The organism is Streptomyces sp. NPDC008092 (assembly GCF_042957285.1).
GTDB lineage: Bacteria > Actinomycetota > Actinomycetes > Streptomycetales > Streptomycetaceae > Streptomyces.
Window position 1 is genome coordinate 250,702 of sequence record NZ_JBIBHY010000009.1, and the last position, 14,985, is coordinate 265,686.

Here is a 14,985-nt window from a genome sequence, read left to right on the forward strand (position 1 = left end):
AGTCACGTTCAGATTCAGGGGTGGTCGCGTGACCGGGCCGACCGCCGAGGAGACCGGCGCCGTACTGCGCCGTACTCCCCAACAGGCCCGCAGCAAAGCCCGGTTGGCACGGGTGCTCAAGGCGGCCGAGCGGGTGCTGATCGCGGAGGGCGTGCCGGCCCTGACCACCACCCGGGTCGCGGCGGAGGCCGGGGTCTCGGTCGGCTCGCTGTACCAGTACCTGCCCGACCGGGACGCGATCATCGACGCGCTGGCCGCGACGTACTTCGCCCGGCTCGAAGCGGTGATGGAGGGGTTCGTGCGCAGCGCGGCGACCGAGCGCTGGTCCGATCCGGTCGGCGTGCTGATCGACACCTACGCCGGGCTCTACCGCACCGAACAGGGCTTCCGGGCCCTGTGGTTCGGCAGCGGTCTGACCGACCGGACCAGGGCGGCGGACCGGGAGCACAAGCGCCGGATGGCGGACGGGGTGCGCCGGGTGCTGCTCGCGCTCGGCATCGCCGGCGACACCGAGGGGCTCGGCCACGCCTGCCAGGCGGCCGTGCTCGCCGCCGACGCGCTCGCCCAGGAGGCCTTCCGCCGCGACGCCGAGGGCGATGCCGCCCTCCTCGACGAGGCGAAGGTGATGCTGCGCGGCTACCTCACGGCCCTCGCCGCGAGGTAGCCGCAGCGCAACGGCGGCGCGGTGGGCACCGCTCCGGTCAGCGGGCCCGTTCCCAGACCGGCTGCACTCCTGGAGTCAGTGCGGTGAAGTCGGGCAGTTCCCGCAGGGCCTGCTCGGCGCCGCCCGGCGTGTAGATCGCGATGACGCGCAGCTGCCGCCAGCCGGTGTTGAAGGTGGAGTGCGGCGTTCCCCTGGGCACGTAGACGAAGTCCCCCGCCGTCACCGGGAACTCCCCCGAGTCGCCGACGGTCTGGACACCCTCGCCGTCCACGAAGTACAGCACCTCGTCGGAGTTCGGGTGGGTGTGCAGGTCGTGCCCCTTGGTGGGGTTGATGACCACCTCGCCCGCGGTGAGGGGCGCCCCGGGGAACAGGCCGGCACTCACTCCCCACTTGATGCTTCCCCAGTCGAAGACCTCGGTCGGGAGTTCGGCGGGCACGGTACGGGTCCTGGGCTCGGGTGCGCTCACGGTTGCTCTCCTCGTCGTCCTTCGGGCCGGATTCGTCCGGTTCACCGGAAGCTGATCGCCTTGAAGTCCTCGGTCTGCCGCCGGATGCCGCTCTCCGTGGGCAGGCGCTCGATCGAGCTCGCGCCGAAGAAGCCCACGACGCCCTCGGTCCGTGCGAGGACGTACTGGGCGTCCGCGGGTTCCGCGATGGGGCCGCCGTGGCACAGCACCAGGATGTCGGGATCGACCGCGATCGCGGCGTCCCGCATCGCCTGGACGCGCGCCACGCACTCGTCCAGGGTGAACGCGGTGTGGGCGCCGATGGTGCCCTTGGTGGTCAGGCCCATGTGCGGGACGAGGACGTCGGCGCCGGCCTCGGCCATGGCGGTGGCCTGCTCGGGGTCGAACACGTACGGCGCGGTCAGCAGGCCGCGTTCGTGCGCGGCCGCGATCATCTCGACCTCCAGTGCGAAGCCCATTCCGGTCTCCTCCAGGTTCTGGCGGAAGACCCCGTCGATGAGCCCGACGGTGGGGAAGTTCTGCACACCGGTGAACCCGGCCTCCGCGACCTGGTCGAGGAAGCGGCCCATCTGCCGGAACGGGTCCGTGCCGTTGACACCGGCGAGCACGGGGGTGTCCCTGACCACCGGGAGCACCTCGTCCGCCATCTCCATGACGATGGCGTTCGCGTCACCGTAGGCGAGCAGGCCCGCGAGGGAGCCCCGGCCGGCCATCCGGTACCGACCCGAGTTGTAGATGATGAGCAGGTCGATGCCACCGGCTTCGGCGGACTTCGCGGAGAGGCCGGTGCCGGCACCGCCGCCGATGACCGGCCGCCCTGCCGCCACGGTCTTCCGCAGCCGTTCGAGTGCCGTGCTCCGGTCCATGGTCGCGTTCCTTTCCATCCGCCCGCGGGCGCCGTCGGTGTCCGCCGCGGGTGCGAGTCGGGGTCCGGGGTCCTCACCGGCCGGAGCTGATCAGCCGGTGCAGCTGCCGGGCGGCGTCGCGCCCGAACCCGGGGTCGTTGATGTGCCGGTCCACCTCGATGATCTCGGCCGGCGACCCGTCCAGCGCGCCGCGCAGCGCCGCGAAGAGCTGCGCGTCCGCCGCCGCGTCCCGGAACGGGCCGTCCTCCTTGTCGATGCCGCTCACCCCGCGCAGCGGGAGGACCACCGCGACCGGCCCGTGGGCGCGGGACAGCTTCGTGCCGATCCGCCGGCCGAGTTCGGCGTTCTCCTCCGGGGTGGTCCGCATCAGCGTGACCGTCGGGTTGTGGACCAGGAGGCTCCGGGCGTCGAACCCGGCGGGCACGGTCTCCCGCGGCCCGAAGTTGACCATGTCGAGTGCGCCGACCGAGACGACCTGCGGGATGCCCCGCTCCCCGGCCGCCTCCAGCCGGTGCGGGCCCGCGCTCAGCACACCGCCCACCAGGTCGTCGGCGAGTTCCGTGGTGGTGAGGTCCAGCACGCCGGCGAGCCGGCCGTCGCGGGCGAGTTTCTCCAGCGCGCGGCCGCCGGCGCCGGTGGCGTGGAAGACGAGCGGCTCGTAGCCGAGTCCGGCGAGTTCCGCCCGTGCCTCGTCGGCGGCGGGCGTGGTCAGGCCGAACATCGTCACGCCGACCAGGGGCCGCTGCTCGCCGGCCGGTGCGGTGCGGCGGGCTTCCTGCGCCGCGGCCATCGCGGCGATCGCGGCGGCGGCATTGCCGAAGACCTGTCCGGAGACGGAGTTGATCCCGGCGACGTCCACGACCGAGTGCATGAGCGTCACGTCGCTCTCGCCGACGTACGGCGAGACATCGCCCGAGGCCATCGTGGAGACGAGCAGCTTCGGCACCCCGACCGGCAGGGCGCGCATCGCCCGGGACGCGACCGACGAACCGCCCGAGCCGCCGACGGCGAGCACACCGTCCAGCCGGTTCTCGGCGTACAGCGCGAGGACCACCGAGGCGGCGCCGGAGGCCATCGCCGCCATGGCCGCGCCCCGGTCGCCGCCTTCCCGCAGCGCCGTGAGATCGGCGTCGCCGGCCCGGGCGACCGCCGAGGCGGTGACGTCCGCGGGGTACTCGGAGAACACGCCGACGTCGACGGTGACGGTGCTCGCCCCGTGGGCACGCACCCGGTCCGCGATCCAGGCGTACTCCTCGCCCTTGGTGTCCATCGTGCCGATGAGAACGACCGTGGCCATCGTGCGTGCCTCCTGCTCCTCTTCGAGCCCTGTGCCAGGAATTGTGGCGGGGCGGGAGCCCGGTGACTGGTCCACTTGGGGCCGAGTGGACCAAGGTGGAGCGACCGGAGTGGACGAAGGCGGGGTAGACCGAGGCGGAATGGACCGAGGCCGAGTGGACCAGGGCGGTATGGACCGACGCCTGGTGGTCCGAGGCCTACTGATCCGAGCCGGAAGGTGGGCGGTCGATGCGGACGGACGAGGACGCCGAGCGGGTGGCGCGGCTGCTCGGTGTGTGGCGCGGCGAGGCGTCGGTGAGCGTGCCGCTCCGGGACGCGCTCGCCGAGCTGATCGACGGCTCGTACCTGCCCGCCGGATGGCGCATGCCCGGCCAGCGTGCGCTGGCGGCCGCGCTCGGCGTGGCGCGAGGCACGGTCGCGCGGGCGTACGCCGAGCTGACGGCGAGCGGCCGCCTGGCCGCGGCGCGGGGGTCGGGCACCTACGTCCGGGGCGCCGTGGGTCTCGTCCGGCCGGACGAGGGACGGCTGACCTCGTTCGGCGCCGGACAGGTGGTCGTCGATCTCTCCTCCGGGGCGCTGCCCGGCTCCGAACTGGTCGCGGAGGTCATGCCGGAGGTCGGCAGGCAGCTGCGCAGGCACCACCTCCGGGGGACGGGCTACCACCCCGCGGGGCTGCCGGAGCTGCGGGCCGCGCTGGCCGCCCGGATCACGGCGCAGGGTCTGCCCACGCGTGCGGACCAGGTCCTGGTGACCGCCGGTTCCCAGCAGGCCGTCTGGCTGATCGCGACGGCCCTCGCCGGGCCGGGCACCCGCACTCTCGTCGAGGATCCCAGCTACCGAGGCGCGCTGGAAGCCTTCGCCGGAGCGGGCGGCCGGGTCCGCGGCGTCCCCTTCACCCCGGTGGGCGCGGACCTGGACCTGCTCGAAGCCGCCGTCGCCGACGCGGACCTCCTCTACGTCCAGACCGCGCTGCACAACCCGACCGGCGTCCATGTGCCGGAGCCGCAGCGCAGGTCCGTCGCCGGCCTCGCGGCCCGGCACGGCACCCTGGTGGTCGACGACCAGTCGCAGGCGGAGCTCGGCTGGTTCCGGTCGGACCCGCTGCCGGGGCTGGAGCGGATGGCCGACCCGGAGCGCCTGCTGATCGTGGGCACGTTGTCCAAGCTGTTCTGGGGCGGGCTCCGGGTCGGGTGGGTGCGCGGGCCCCGGGAGATCGTCGGGCGGCTCGCGGCGCTGCGCGGCGGCATCGACCTGGGCGGGCCGGTCGCCGACCAGCTGGCGGCTCTCCTCCTGCTGCCCCGGGCGGACCGGCAGCGCGTGCTGCGCCGCGAGTTCCTGGCACAGCAGTTCGCGGTGACCGAGGAGGTGCTCCGTACGGTGCTGCCCGGCTGGCGGTGGAGCACGCCCGCCGGCGGATCGGGCCTGTGGACCGACACCGGCCAGGACGCCGTGGCCCTCGCCCAGCACGCCCTGGCCCGGGGCATCCGGCTCACCGCCGGCCCGGCCTTCTCTCCGCACGGCGGGCACCGCACCTTCGTACGGCTGCCCGTCTGGCACCCGCAGGCCCGGTTCGCCGGTGCGGCCGAGCTCCTCGCCGGCCTCCGGAGCACCCACGCGCCGTGACGGGCGCCGGACCGGGCCCCCGCCCACCGCCCTTGTCCCAGCCCCGGCGCTCACCTAGCCTGAGTTTGTGCCGCTAATAAACAAAACCCGGACGCACAACGCCGTGCCCGGAAACGCCCTCACCCGACTCCGTATCGCCCTGGCCGTCTTCTTCGCCATGGACGGCTTCGTCTTCGCCGGATGGGTCGTCCGTATCCCGGCCATCAAGGAACAGACCGGCGCCTCGGCCAGTGCCCTGGGGCTCGCCCTGCTCGGCGTCTCGGCCGGGGCCGTGATCACGATGATGTTCACCGGACGGCTGTGCCGCCGCTACGGCGCCCACCCGGTGACCGTCGTCTGCGCCGTCCTGCTCTCCCTCAGCGTCGCCCTGCCCCCGCTCACCCACTCGGTCCCGGCCCTCGGCGCCGTCCTGCTCGTGTTCGGCAGCGCCTACGGCGGCATCAACGTCGCGTTCAACAGCGCAGCGGTCGACCTGGTCCGAGCCCTGCGGCGCCCGATCATGCCCAGTTTCCACGCCGCCTTCAGCCTGGGCGGCATGCTCGGCTCGGGTCTCGGCTCACTGATCGCGGGCGTGCTGACCCCCACGCAGCACCTGCTCTGCCTCACCGGCGTCGGCCTCGTGGTCACCCTGCTCGCCGGCCGCACCCTTCTCCGCACCCCACCGCCGGCACCCCCCGCCGACGACGCACCGCAGGGGACAGCCGCACCGCGCCGCCTCGCGCCCGGCACCCGGCTGCTCGTCGTCACGTTCGGCCTGATCGCCCTGTGCACGGCCTACGGCGAGGGAGCCATGGCCGACTGGAGCGCCCTGCACCTGGAGCAGGACCTGGGCGCCGCACCCGGCGTGGCCGCCGTCGGCTTCTCCTGCTTCGCGCTCGCCATGACCGTCGGCCGGCTCAGCGGGACGAAGCTGCTGGAGGTCCTGGGCCAGACGCGCACCCTGGTCCTCGGCGGCGCCACCGCCGCGGCCGGCATGCTGCTCGGCGCGCTCGCCCCGGCCCTGTGGGCGGCCCTCCTCGGCTTCGCGATCACCGGTCTCGGCCTCGCCAACCTCTTCCCCGTCGCCGTCGAACGCGCGGGCAGGCTGGCCGGCCCCGAGGGCGTCGCCATCGCCTCCACCTTCGGCTACGGCGGCATGCTCCTCGGACCGCCCGCCATCGGCTTCATGGCGGACTGGCTCTCCCTCCCCACCGCCCTCACCACCGTCGCCGCCCTGGCCGCCACCGCCGCCGCCATCGCACTGCTGACCCGGCGCACGGCAGGGCACTGACCGAACTCACCGCCGGGCCCTGGACGGCACGACGCCCGCTCAGTCCAGCAGCCCCGGCTCGCGCACCGACTCCAGCATCCCGGCCAGCCTCGCCGTGTCGGCGTCCGTCCACCCGGGCGGGTTCGTGATCCGCGCCCACGCGCTCGTCGGCAGGGTTCCGTACCGGTGGCCGAACCCGTCCGGCACGCTGTCGGCGCCGGCCAGGTCGCAGGCCACCTGCCAGAACGTCAGCAGCGGGTACCACTGCATCGCCGCCGAGACGTCCCGGGCCCGTGGCCGGTCCAGCCAGTCCGGCTTGTGGAAGGCGAGGTCGGGCGACCACCAGACGACCGGGTCGGAGCCGTTCTGGAGGTAGACCGCGCGCGGCTCGCCCCAGGGCGCGTCCGGGATCCGGTAGTCGGCCGGTACCTGCGCGAAGCGCACATGTGCTCCGTCGGCGACCACCGGACGCCACTCGGGGCTGCCCGGCTGCCGCTGCGCGGTGACGGACTTCCACAGCGGGTTGTCGTAGGTCGGGCCGACGAACAGGGCGCCGCCGGTCTCCGCGACGAGCGTGGGCAGGGAGCCGTTCAGGGCGGACTCCATGGAGAAGGAGCCGAGGCTCTCGCCGTAGACGAGCAGCCGGGGGCGGGAACCGGCGGGCAGCGTCCGCCACTTGGCGTAGACGGCGTCGAAGAGGGCCCGCCCGGTGGCGGCGGCCTCGTCCTCGGTGAGCGCGGAGACCCAGCTGGGCAGGTAGGAGTACTGCATGGCGACCATGGCGGTGTCGCCGCCCCACATGTACTCCAGGGGTCTGCTGCCCTGGTCGTTGATCCAGCCGGTGCCGGTGGTGCCCATGACGGCGAGGATCCTGCGGGAGAAGCCGCCGGTGCGTTCGAGTTCGCGTACGGCGAGGGCGGCGCGTTCGTCGAGGGTGTCGGCGGAGCGCAGGCCGACGTAGACCCGTACCGGATCGTCGGCCGGGCGGCCGGTGAAGGCGGCGATGTCGGCGCGGGGCGTGGCGGTGCCGACGAAGTCGCGGCCCTTGGCACCCAGGGTGTCCCAGTGCGCGGCGGACCCGGGGCTGCCGGAGAGGGTGGGCAGGCCTGGCCGGTACACGCCCTTGGTGGTGCCCTGGTCGGCGAGGGAGGCGCCGCTCTCGATCGCGTCCAGCGCGGCGCGCAGCAGGAAGCCCTGGACGACGCCGACGATCACGAACGCGGCGAGGACGACCCCGGTGGCGTACGCGACGGGCCGCGGGACGAGTGCGTCGAACGCGCGGGCGGCGACGCGGGTGCCCAGCCGCACCGTTCGGGCGATCAGGAGCAGCAGCACCGCGACGAACGCGGCCACGACCGGGACCAGCGCCCACTGCCACCGGACGATGTGCGGGGGCAGCGTCACCGCCCGGCGGACCTGGCCCTCCCAACGGACGCTCCAGGCGGTGGCGGTGACCACCGCGGCGGCGCCGAGCACCTCCAGCGCGGCCCACAGGGTACGGCGGACCCGCGGGCGGATGCGGGCCCCGGCCCAGCGGAGCAGCAGCCGGGCGAGTGTCTCCAGTACGGCCCCGACGGCGTAGCCGACGGCCGCCGACACGCCGGCCGCGAGTCCCTGCAGCCACCAGGCCCGCGGGAGCAGGGACGGGGTGAGGGACAGGCAGTAGCACAGGACGGCGCCCGTGGTCCCGCCCCAGCACGGCCGCCGCCGGACCACCCGGTCGGGGCCCAGGTGCCCGCGCACCCGCTCCGCCGTCCGCCGGGTCCATTCCTTCGTACGCTTCAGAGCCCTGCCCGCACCACTCACTTCGCCACCTCGGGACCACGATCGGCCACCGCACCCGCCACCGCATCCGGAAGATCCTTCCGGGCCGCGCTCCCCTCCGGGAAAAGGTGCGGAGCCGCAGGGGGTGTCCCATCGTGGTGGGCATGGCCGGGGCCCGGACGACCGAGCACGCCGCCTCGTCCGTCGCCGTGGTCGCGCCGGAGCCGGGCGCGGTCCCCGCCTGCGACCGCACCCTCCGGACCGGCGCCCTGCCGGGGAAGGCCGGGACCGGGGCCGTCACCGTCGTCCGTACCGTGCCGAGCCGTGGCCGGAACAGGAGCCGGAGCGGCGGGCACCGCGCGACCTGCCTGCCGCGTCGCGGCCCGGTCGGGTTCTGACATCGCGCCCGCCGTGCGCCTCCCCCGGCTCCCCACCCGTACCGCCGTGGCGGCGGTGGTGGCGGTGCTGGTGGCGGCGAACCTGCTGGACAACCGCTGGGCCGGGTCCTGGATCCTGTTCACCGCGGTCCTCGCCTCGGCCGTCCTGGTGGGGCTGCTGTTCTGGGCCGGGGGCAGTTGGCAGGAGCTGGGGCTGGGGCGGAACGCCCTTGCGGACGGGGTGCGTTGGGCGGCGGCCCTGATCGGGATCGTCGCGGCGGTCTATCTGTGCGCGGCCCTGCTGCCGGTCACCCGCGGGCTGTTCGCCGACCAGCGGACGGACACGCTGAGCGGTGCGGAGATCGCCTTCAAGGCGCTGGTCGCGGTGCCCGTGGGGACGGTGCTGCTGGAGGAGACCGCCTTCCGCGGGGTGCTGTTCGCGCTGCTGTGCCGTCTGCGCACGGCCACGACGGCAGCGGTCCTCTCCTCCGTGCTCTTCGGCCTCTGGCACATCCTGCCCTCGCTGAACCTCAACAAGGAGAAGCCGACGCTGGGTTCGCTCTTCGGGCAGTCGGTCGCCGGGGCGGTCCTGGTGGACGTCGGCGCCGTGCTGTTCACGGCCGTGGCCGGGTGTCTGCTGTGCTGGCTGCGCGATCGGAGCGGCTCCCTGCTGGCGCCGATGGGCCTGCACTGGGCGGTCAACGCGCTCGGGTACGCGGTGGGGTTCCTGCTGCGCTAGCGGCAGGGAACGGCCCCGCATCCGGCAGACTCGCGGCATGGAGACTGCTGAGTTCCTCGAGATCCTCGACCGGGAGGGCCGGTTGCTGGCCGCGGCCGCCACGGACGCGGGGCTCGACGCCCCGGTGCCCACCTGCCCGGGCTGGCAGGTGCGCGACCTGCTGCGGCACACCGGCACCATCCACCGGTGGGCCGCCGGTGTGGTCGCCGACGCCGAGACCTCGCCCCGCCCCGTCCCGGAGCCCCCGGACATCGACGGCACGGAACTGACCGACTGGTACACGGACGGCCACCGCCGGCTCGTCGGCACCCTGGGCGCCGCACCGCGGGACGTGACGTGCTGGACCTTCCACCCCGCCCCCGTCTCCTCACCGCTGGCCTTCTGGCTCCGCAGGCAGGCCCACGAGACGACCGTCCACCGGTACGACGCCGAGGCGGCGCGGGGCGGGCCGGCCACCCGGGTCGGCACGGGCTTCGCGGTCGACGGCATCGACGAACTGCTGCGCGGCTTCCACGCCCGCTCACGCAGCCGGGTCCGCAGCGAGCACCCGCGGGTGCTGGCGGTGCGCACGGTGGACACGGACGCGGCCTGGACCGTACGGCTCTCGGAGCGGCCGCCGGTCACGGAACTCGGCGCGCCCCAGGACGCGACGGCCGAACTCGCCGGTCCCGCCGATCAGTTGTACCTGGCCCTGTGGAACCGGGCGCCGGTGCCGAAGGTGATCGGCGACCCGGAACTGGCCGGTCTGTGGCTGACGAACTCCGGAATCTGACTCCGAACTGCCGTCGAGGGCGAGCGGCCGGTCCGGCCGGGCTCAGCCCGGCTCGGCGGCCAGCATCCGGGTGAGCACCGCGCGCTGCACCGGCAGCACCTCGCCGTGCAGCGTGCGGCCCTTGCCGGTGAGCGCCACCCGGACGCCCCGCCGGTCCTCGGGGCACATGGCCCGCTCGACCAGGCCGTCCTTCTCCAGGCGGGCGATCAGCCGGGACAGCGCGCTCTGGCTGAGGTGCACCCGCTCGGCGATCTCCTGCACCCGGAAGCTGCAGCCGCCGTCCGCCGCCGGGCCGTCGGAGAGCAGGTCGAGGACCTCGAAGTCACTGCCGCACAGACCGTGGCCGTGCAGGGCACGGTCCAGCTCGCACTGGGTGCGGGCGTGCAGGGCCAGGATGTCCCGCCATTGCTCCACGAGCGCCTGTTCGGGCTTCTTCGCCGCCATTCGCGCACCGTAGCAGAGAATCGGGATTGTTGCATCGTAATTAAATGCGTTTGCATTCGATGCATGTGCATGTAGTGTCTGGATCCATGACCTCTCCGCTCACCGCCCCCGCTTCCCAGGGACGCTGGACTCCCCGGCTCTGGGGCACGCTGCTGGTGCTCTGCGCCGCCATGTTCCTGGACGCGCTGGACGTGTCGATGGTCGGCGTCGCCCTGCCGTCGATCGGCTCCGACCTGCACCTGTCCACCTCGACGCTGCAATGGATCGTCAGCGGCTACATCCTGGGATACGGCGGCCTGCTGCTGCTCGGCGGCCGCACCGCGGACCTGCTCGGCCGGCGCCAGGTGTTCCTCGTGGCCCTCGGCGTCTTCGCGCTCGCCTCGCTCCTCGGGGGCCTCGTCGACTCGGGCCCGCTGCTGATCGCCAGCCGCTTCATCAAGGGCCTGAGCGCGGCCTTCACCGCACCGGCGGGCCTCTCGATCATCACGACCACGTTCCCGGAGGGCCCGCTGCGCAACCGCGCCCTCTCCATCTACACCACCTGCGCGGCCACCGGCTTCTCCATGGGCCTGGTGCTGTCCGGCCTGCTCACCGAGGCCAGCTGGCGCCTCACCATGCTGCTGCCCGCCCCCATCGCCCTGATCGCGCTCCTCGTCGGACTCAGGCTGCTGCCGCGCAGCTCCCGCGAACGCGACCACAACGGCTACGACATCCCCGGCGCGATCCTCGGCACCGCCTCCATGCTGCTCCTGGTGTTCACCGTCGTGGAGGCGCCGCAGGTGGGCTGGGCGTCGGCCCGCACCCTGCTCTCCTTCCTCGCGGTCGCCGTCCTGCTGACCGTCTTCGTCCAGGTCGAACGCCGTTCCCCCGGACCGCTCATCCGCCTCGGCGTACTGCGCTCGGGCAACCAGGTCCGCGCCCAGCTCGGCGCGATCGCCTTCTTCGGCTCGTACGTCGGCTTCCAGTTCCTGACCACCCTCTACATGCAGTCCCTGCTCGGCTGGTCCGCGCTGCACACCGCCCTGGCCTTCCTCCCCGCGGGCACGCTCGTGGCGGTGTCCTCGACCAAGGTCGGCGCGATCGTGGACCGCTTCGGCACCCAGCGGCTGATCGCGGCGGGCTTCGCGTTCATGGTCGCCGGATACGCCCTGTTCCTCCGCGTCGACCTGAGCCCGGCCTACGCGGCGGCGATCCTGCCGTCGATGCTGCTGATCGGCGCGGCCTGCGCCCTGGTCTTCCCCTCCCTCAACATCCAGGCCACCAACGGCGTCGACGACCACGAGCAGGGCATGGTCTCCGGGCTCCTCAACACCTCGGTGCAGGTGGGCGGAGCGATCTTCCTGGCCATCGTCACGGCCGTGGTCACCGCGGGCGCGCCCGCCCACGCGACCCCGCAGGCGGTGCTCGACAGCTACCGTCCCGGGTTCGTGGTGGTGGCGGCCGTGGCCCTCGCCGGGCTGCTGATCACGCTCACGGGGCTGCGCACCCGGCGCCCGCAGCAGACCGTCGTGATCGCCAAGTCCACCTCCCTGGAGGCGGAGCGCGTGTCCGCACGCGACTGAACGGGGACGCCTCCCACCGTGTGCCCGGCGGGGCCCGTTGCCCCGCCGGGCACACGGCTGTGAGACTGCCGGGATGACGATGCACGGGGGACGGCGAAGCCGGGCCGAGCGGGACGCGATCACCGTCGAGATCGGATACGCGCTCTGCAGCGCGGTGTTCGCGGCCGTCGTCGTCTTCGGGGCGGTGGCCGGTCCGGCCCTCCTGTTCGACCTGCCCCGGAGCCTGGAGCGCGCGCTGCCCGTCGTGGGCGCGGTGCTCGCAACCGTGCTGTTCCTCGCCCGGGTCGTCTGCGTGCTGGTCCGTCACCAGCGCTCGGCTCAGCCCAGCCAGCCCGGCCGCACCAACCCCGACTCGTAGGCCAGGACGACCAGTTGGGCGCGGTCGCGGGCGCCCAGCTTGATCATGGTGCGGCTCACGTGGGTCTTGGCGGTGAGGGGGCTGACGACCAGCCGGCGGGCGATCTCCTCGTTGGACAGTCCGATGCCGACCAGGGCCATCACCTCCCGCTCCCGCTCGGTGAGCCGGGCGAGGACGTCGGCGGCGGCCGGCTCCTTGGAACGGGCCGCGAACTCCGCGATCAGCCGCCGCGTCACCCCCGGCGACAGCAGCGCGTCGCCGGCCACCACCGCCCGGACCGCCCGCACCAGTTCGTCCGGCTCGGTGTCCTTGACCAGGAAGCCGGAGGCACCGGACCGGATCGCCTCGAAGACGTACTCGTCGAGCTCGAACGTCGTCAGCATGACCACCTTGACGTCCGCCAGCTCCGGCTCGCCGGTGACCCGCCGGGTCGCCGCCAGGCCGTCCAGACGCGGCATGCGGATGTCCATCAGGACGACGTCGGGGCGCAGTTCGCGCACCTTGTGCAGCGCCTCCTCGCCGTCCGCCGCCTCACCGGTCACCTCGATGTCCGGCTGCGCGTCGAGCAACGCCCGGAAACCGGCCCGCACCAGCGACTGGTCGTCGGCGAGCAGCACCCGGATCATCGGTCCTCCCTGTCATCCCCGCCGTCGCGGCCGTCGCGGCCGTACCGGTCGTCCAAGGGCAGTACGGCGAGCACCCGGAAGCCGCCGTCGGTGCGTGGTCCCGCCTCGATCGCGCCACCCAGGGCGGCCGCCCGCTCCCGCATCCCGGCCAGCCCGTTCCCGCTGCCGCCCGCGTCCGCGCCGGTCGCCGGACCGTCGTCGTCGATCCGCAACCGCAGCTCCCCTCCCCCGTGTTCGAGCCGCACGCGCGCGTGGCGCGAACCCGAGTGCCGTACGACATTGGTGAGGGCCTCCTGCACGATGCGGAAGGCGGCCAGGTCGGCGCCGGGCGCGAGGCGCGGCGGCTCCCCCGTCACGTCCACCGCGAGTCCGGCGCTCGCCGCCTGCTCCACCAGTTCCGGCAGCCGCCCGAGACCGGGCGCGGGCGCCCGCGGCGCGTCTCCCGGGGCGCGCAGGGTGTCCAGCACCTGACGCACCTCGCCGAGGGCCTCCTTGCTGGCCGCCTTGATGGTGGTCAGCGCCGACCTGGCCTGCTCGGGGTCGGAGTCGAGAAGCGCGAGTCCCATGCCCGCCTGGACGTTGATGACGGAGATGCTGTGCGCCAGGACGTCGTGCAACTCCTGAGCGATCCGCAGCCGTTCCTCGTCCGCGCGGCGCCGGGCCGCCTGGGCCCGGTCGGCCCGCTCCCGCGCCCACTGCTCGCGCCGCAGCCGGACCAGCTCGGCCAGCGAGACGATGATCAGCACCCAGGTGGCGACGAACACCTCCTGGCCGGGGTTCGCACCCGTGTCGCCCGGCGGCGGCAGCCACCGGTACAGCCAGAGCGAGATCAGCAGATGCCCGGCCCACAGCACCCCGAGGGCCGCCCAGGCGGCCCGGCGGTGCCCGGCGACGACGGCGCTGAAGCAGGCCACGGCGACGGCCGCGAAGACCGGTCCGTACGGGTAGCCGGCACCGAGGTAGACCAGGGCGAGCGCGGCCGTGCCGAACGCCACGGTCACGGGGTGCCGGTGCCGCCACAGCAGCAGGGCACAGGCGGCGAGGAGCAGCAGGCGGGCGTATGTGTCGAGGTGCTCGCGGTGGGGCTGCGTGTGGGCGGCGAAGTTCGAGCCGGCCAGGACGAGGACGGTGAGCAGCAGGGTGGAGCGCCAGGGCAGGCGGTGGCGGTGGGCGGTGCCGGTCGTGGTGGCTCCGGTGCCGGGGCTGCCGGTGGCTTCCGGGTGGTTCCACCACGGGGGGCCGTGGTACCACCACTGCGCGGGGCCGCGCTCCCGTACCCGCCGCTCGTCCATGACCGCCACGCTAGACGCCCTCGCCCCGCGCGGGCGTCAGCCCGGCGAGGTGATCACGCGTACTCCCCCGGTAGTAGGTGGCGGCCGACCGCCCGCGCTGGTCGGCGACCGGATCAGGGGCCTGGTCAGCGGCCTGGTCAGCGGCCGGGTGCCAGCTCCGCCACCTCGGCGTCGAACAGGCGGTCCGGGTCGAAGCCCATGCCCGTGAAGTGGCCGGCGAGTTCGAGGGAGAGCACCCCGTGCATCCGGGTCCAGAAGGCCAGCGCCCGGCGCAGCACCCCCGGCGGCGCGGGGTGGCCGCCGGCCCACTCGCGGTGCTGGGAGAGGTGCGCGGTGAACCCGGCGGAGACCGGCGCAGGCGCCTCGGGCTCGGCCGCCGCGCAGACGTCGAGCAGGGCCTCCATGATCTCCCGGGCGATGCCGGTGATGTCCTCGGGCGCCTGGTAGCCGGGGACCGGCGTGCCGTAGACGAGGAAGTAGCGCTGGGGATCGTCGAGGGCCCAGCGGCGCAGGGCGTGGGCGAGGCCGCCGATACCGGCCGCGGAACCGGCGGCGGCCCGGAAGGTGTCGGCCAGGCTGCGGTAGGCGTCCCGGATCAGCTCGGTGATCAGCTCGTCGCGGCTGCCGAAGTAGCGGTAGAGGGCCGGTCCGCTCATGCCCAGTTCCTTGGCGATCGCGTTGAGGGACAGGCCCGACGCGCCTGACTTGGCGATCTGTTCCCAGGCGCGCGCCTTGATGTCCGCTCGCACCTGGCTCCGGTACCGCTCGCGGGGGCTCACCGCGTCCGCGTCTGCCGCCATGACCGTCACGCTCCTCTCGCACACCTTCGTTTCAAGTTATCACTTTCGAGAGCACTTCTAACGGTCGCGAAGCCTCCAACCACC

General features: G+C 73.9%; 16 protein-coding genes. 8 read left to right on the forward strand and 8 right to left on the reverse strand.

Features of this window, described 5'->3' with window-relative positions; translation table 11 throughout:
- The first annotated feature begins 28 nt into the window (after window positions 1-28).
- Window positions 29-664 carry a TetR family transcriptional regulator gene (locus ACFZB3_RS29145; RefSeq protein WP_391380307.1) on the forward strand — a complete coding sequence of 212 codons (636 nt, stop codon included), beginning with the start codon at window positions 29-31 and terminating at the stop codon, window positions 662-664.
- A gap of 37 nt (window positions 665-701) precedes the next feature.
- Here ACFZB3_RS29145 and ACFZB3_RS29150 read toward each other — a convergent pair whose 3' ends face one another.
- The 3 genes from ACFZB3_RS29150 to ACFZB3_RS29160 form a co-directional block, all read right to left on the reverse strand.
- Window positions 702-1,133: a cupin domain-containing protein gene (locus ACFZB3_RS29150; RefSeq protein ID WP_391380309.1), complete on the reverse strand. Its 432-nt coding sequence runs from the start codon at window positions 1,131-1,133 to the stop codon at window positions 702-704.
- A gap of 41 nt (window positions 1,134-1,174) precedes the next feature.
- Window positions 1,175-1,999 (reverse strand): phosphoenolpyruvate hydrolase family protein, encoded by an 825-nt coding sequence (locus ACFZB3_RS29155; protein ID WP_391380311.1) that lies wholly within the window; start codon window positions 1,997-1,999, stop codon window positions 1,175-1,177.
- Between the two features lie 73 nt (window positions 2,000-2,072).
- Complete coding sequence (locus ACFZB3_RS29160; protein WP_391380313.1) at window positions 2,073-3,296, reverse strand: Tm-1-like ATP-binding domain-containing protein; 1,224 nt, start codon at window positions 3,294-3,296, stop codon at window positions 2,073-2,075.
- A gap of 227 nt (window positions 3,297-3,523) precedes the next feature.
- Between ACFZB3_RS29160 and ACFZB3_RS29165 the strand changes: the two genes are divergently transcribed.
- Both ACFZB3_RS29165 and ACFZB3_RS29170 read left to right on the forward strand, forming a co-directional pair.
- Window positions 3,524-4,918, forward strand: a complete 1,395-nt coding sequence (locus tag ACFZB3_RS29165; protein WP_391380315.1) for an aminotransferase class I/II-fold pyridoxal phosphate-dependent enzyme — start codon at window positions 3,524-3,526, stop codon at window positions 4,916-4,918.
- Between the two features lie 103 nt (window positions 4,919-5,021).
- On the forward strand, window positions 5,022-6,188 hold the full coding sequence (locus ACFZB3_RS29170; RefSeq protein WP_391380317.1) for an MFS transporter: 1,167 nt from the start codon (window positions 5,022-5,024) through the stop codon (window positions 6,186-6,188).
- A gap of 39 nt (window positions 6,189-6,227) precedes the next feature.
- On the opposite strand, the gene ACFZB3_RS29175 is transcribed toward ACFZB3_RS29170, so the two are convergent.
- Window positions 6,228-7,973 carry an alpha/beta-hydrolase family protein gene (locus ACFZB3_RS29175; protein ID WP_391380320.1) on the reverse strand — a complete coding sequence of 582 codons (1,746 nt, stop codon included), beginning with the start codon at window positions 7,971-7,973 and terminating at the stop codon, window positions 6,228-6,230.
- A 122-nt stretch (window positions 7,974-8,095) separates the two neighbouring features.
- On the opposite strand from ACFZB3_RS29175, the gene ACFZB3_RS29180 reads away from it, so the two are divergent.
- From ACFZB3_RS29180 to ACFZB3_RS29190, 3 genes are read left to right on the forward strand one after another with little or no spacing between them, the layout of a single operon-like run.
- Window positions 8,096-8,329, forward strand: coding sequence for a hypothetical protein (locus ACFZB3_RS29180; protein ID WP_391380323.1), 234 nt, complete (start codon window positions 8,096-8,098; stop codon window positions 8,327-8,329).
- A 13-nt stretch (window positions 8,330-8,342) separates the two neighbouring features.
- A complete protein-coding gene (locus ACFZB3_RS29185; RefSeq protein ID WP_391380325.1) occupies window positions 8,343-9,047 on the forward strand; it encodes a type II CAAX prenyl endopeptidase Rce1 family protein in 705 nt (234 codons plus the stop codon).
- Between the two features lie 37 nt (window positions 9,048-9,084).
- Window positions 9,085-9,819 (forward strand): maleylpyruvate isomerase N-terminal domain-containing protein, encoded by a 735-nt coding sequence (locus tag ACFZB3_RS29190; RefSeq protein WP_391380328.1) that lies wholly within the window; start codon window positions 9,085-9,087, stop codon window positions 9,817-9,819.
- A gap of 42 nt (window positions 9,820-9,861) precedes the next feature.
- On the opposite strand, the gene ACFZB3_RS29195 is transcribed toward ACFZB3_RS29190, so the two are convergent.
- Entirely contained in the window at window positions 9,862-10,263 is a 402-nt protein-coding gene (locus ACFZB3_RS29195; protein WP_391380330.1) for a MarR family transcriptional regulator, read from the reverse strand.
- A gap of 86 nt (window positions 10,264-10,349) precedes the next feature.
- On the opposite strand from ACFZB3_RS29195, the gene ACFZB3_RS29200 reads away from it, so the two are divergent.
- Window positions 10,350-11,825: an MFS transporter gene (locus ACFZB3_RS29200; RefSeq protein ID WP_391380332.1), complete on the forward strand. Its 1,476-nt coding sequence runs from the start codon at window positions 10,350-10,352 to the stop codon at window positions 11,823-11,825.
- A 73-nt stretch (window positions 11,826-11,898) separates the two neighbouring features.
- Window positions 11,899-12,183 (forward strand): DUF6332 family protein, encoded by a 285-nt coding sequence (locus ACFZB3_RS29205; protein ID WP_391380335.1) that lies wholly within the window; start codon window positions 11,899-11,901, stop codon window positions 12,181-12,183.
- Here ACFZB3_RS29205 and ACFZB3_RS29210 read toward each other — a convergent pair.
- The 3 genes from ACFZB3_RS29210 to ACFZB3_RS29220 form a co-directional block, all read right to left on the reverse strand.
- Entirely contained in the window at window positions 12,144-12,809 is a 666-nt protein-coding gene (locus ACFZB3_RS29210) for a response regulator (RefSeq protein ID WP_391380337.1), read from the reverse strand. The genes ACFZB3_RS29205 and ACFZB3_RS29210 overlap by 40 nt on opposite strands.
- Window positions 12,806-14,101 (reverse strand): histidine kinase, encoded by a 1,296-nt coding sequence (locus ACFZB3_RS29215; RefSeq protein ID WP_391380339.1) that lies wholly within the window; start codon window positions 14,099-14,101, stop codon window positions 12,806-12,808. Before ACFZB3_RS29215 ends, ACFZB3_RS29210 begins: the two co-directional genes overlap by 4 nt.
- 137 nt (window positions 14,102-14,238) lie before the next feature.
- Window positions 14,239-14,901: a WHG domain-containing protein gene (locus tag ACFZB3_RS29220; RefSeq protein WP_391380341.1), complete on the reverse strand. Its 663-nt coding sequence runs from the start codon at window positions 14,899-14,901 to the stop codon at window positions 14,239-14,241.
- Window positions 14,902-14,985: the final 84 nt, after the last annotated feature.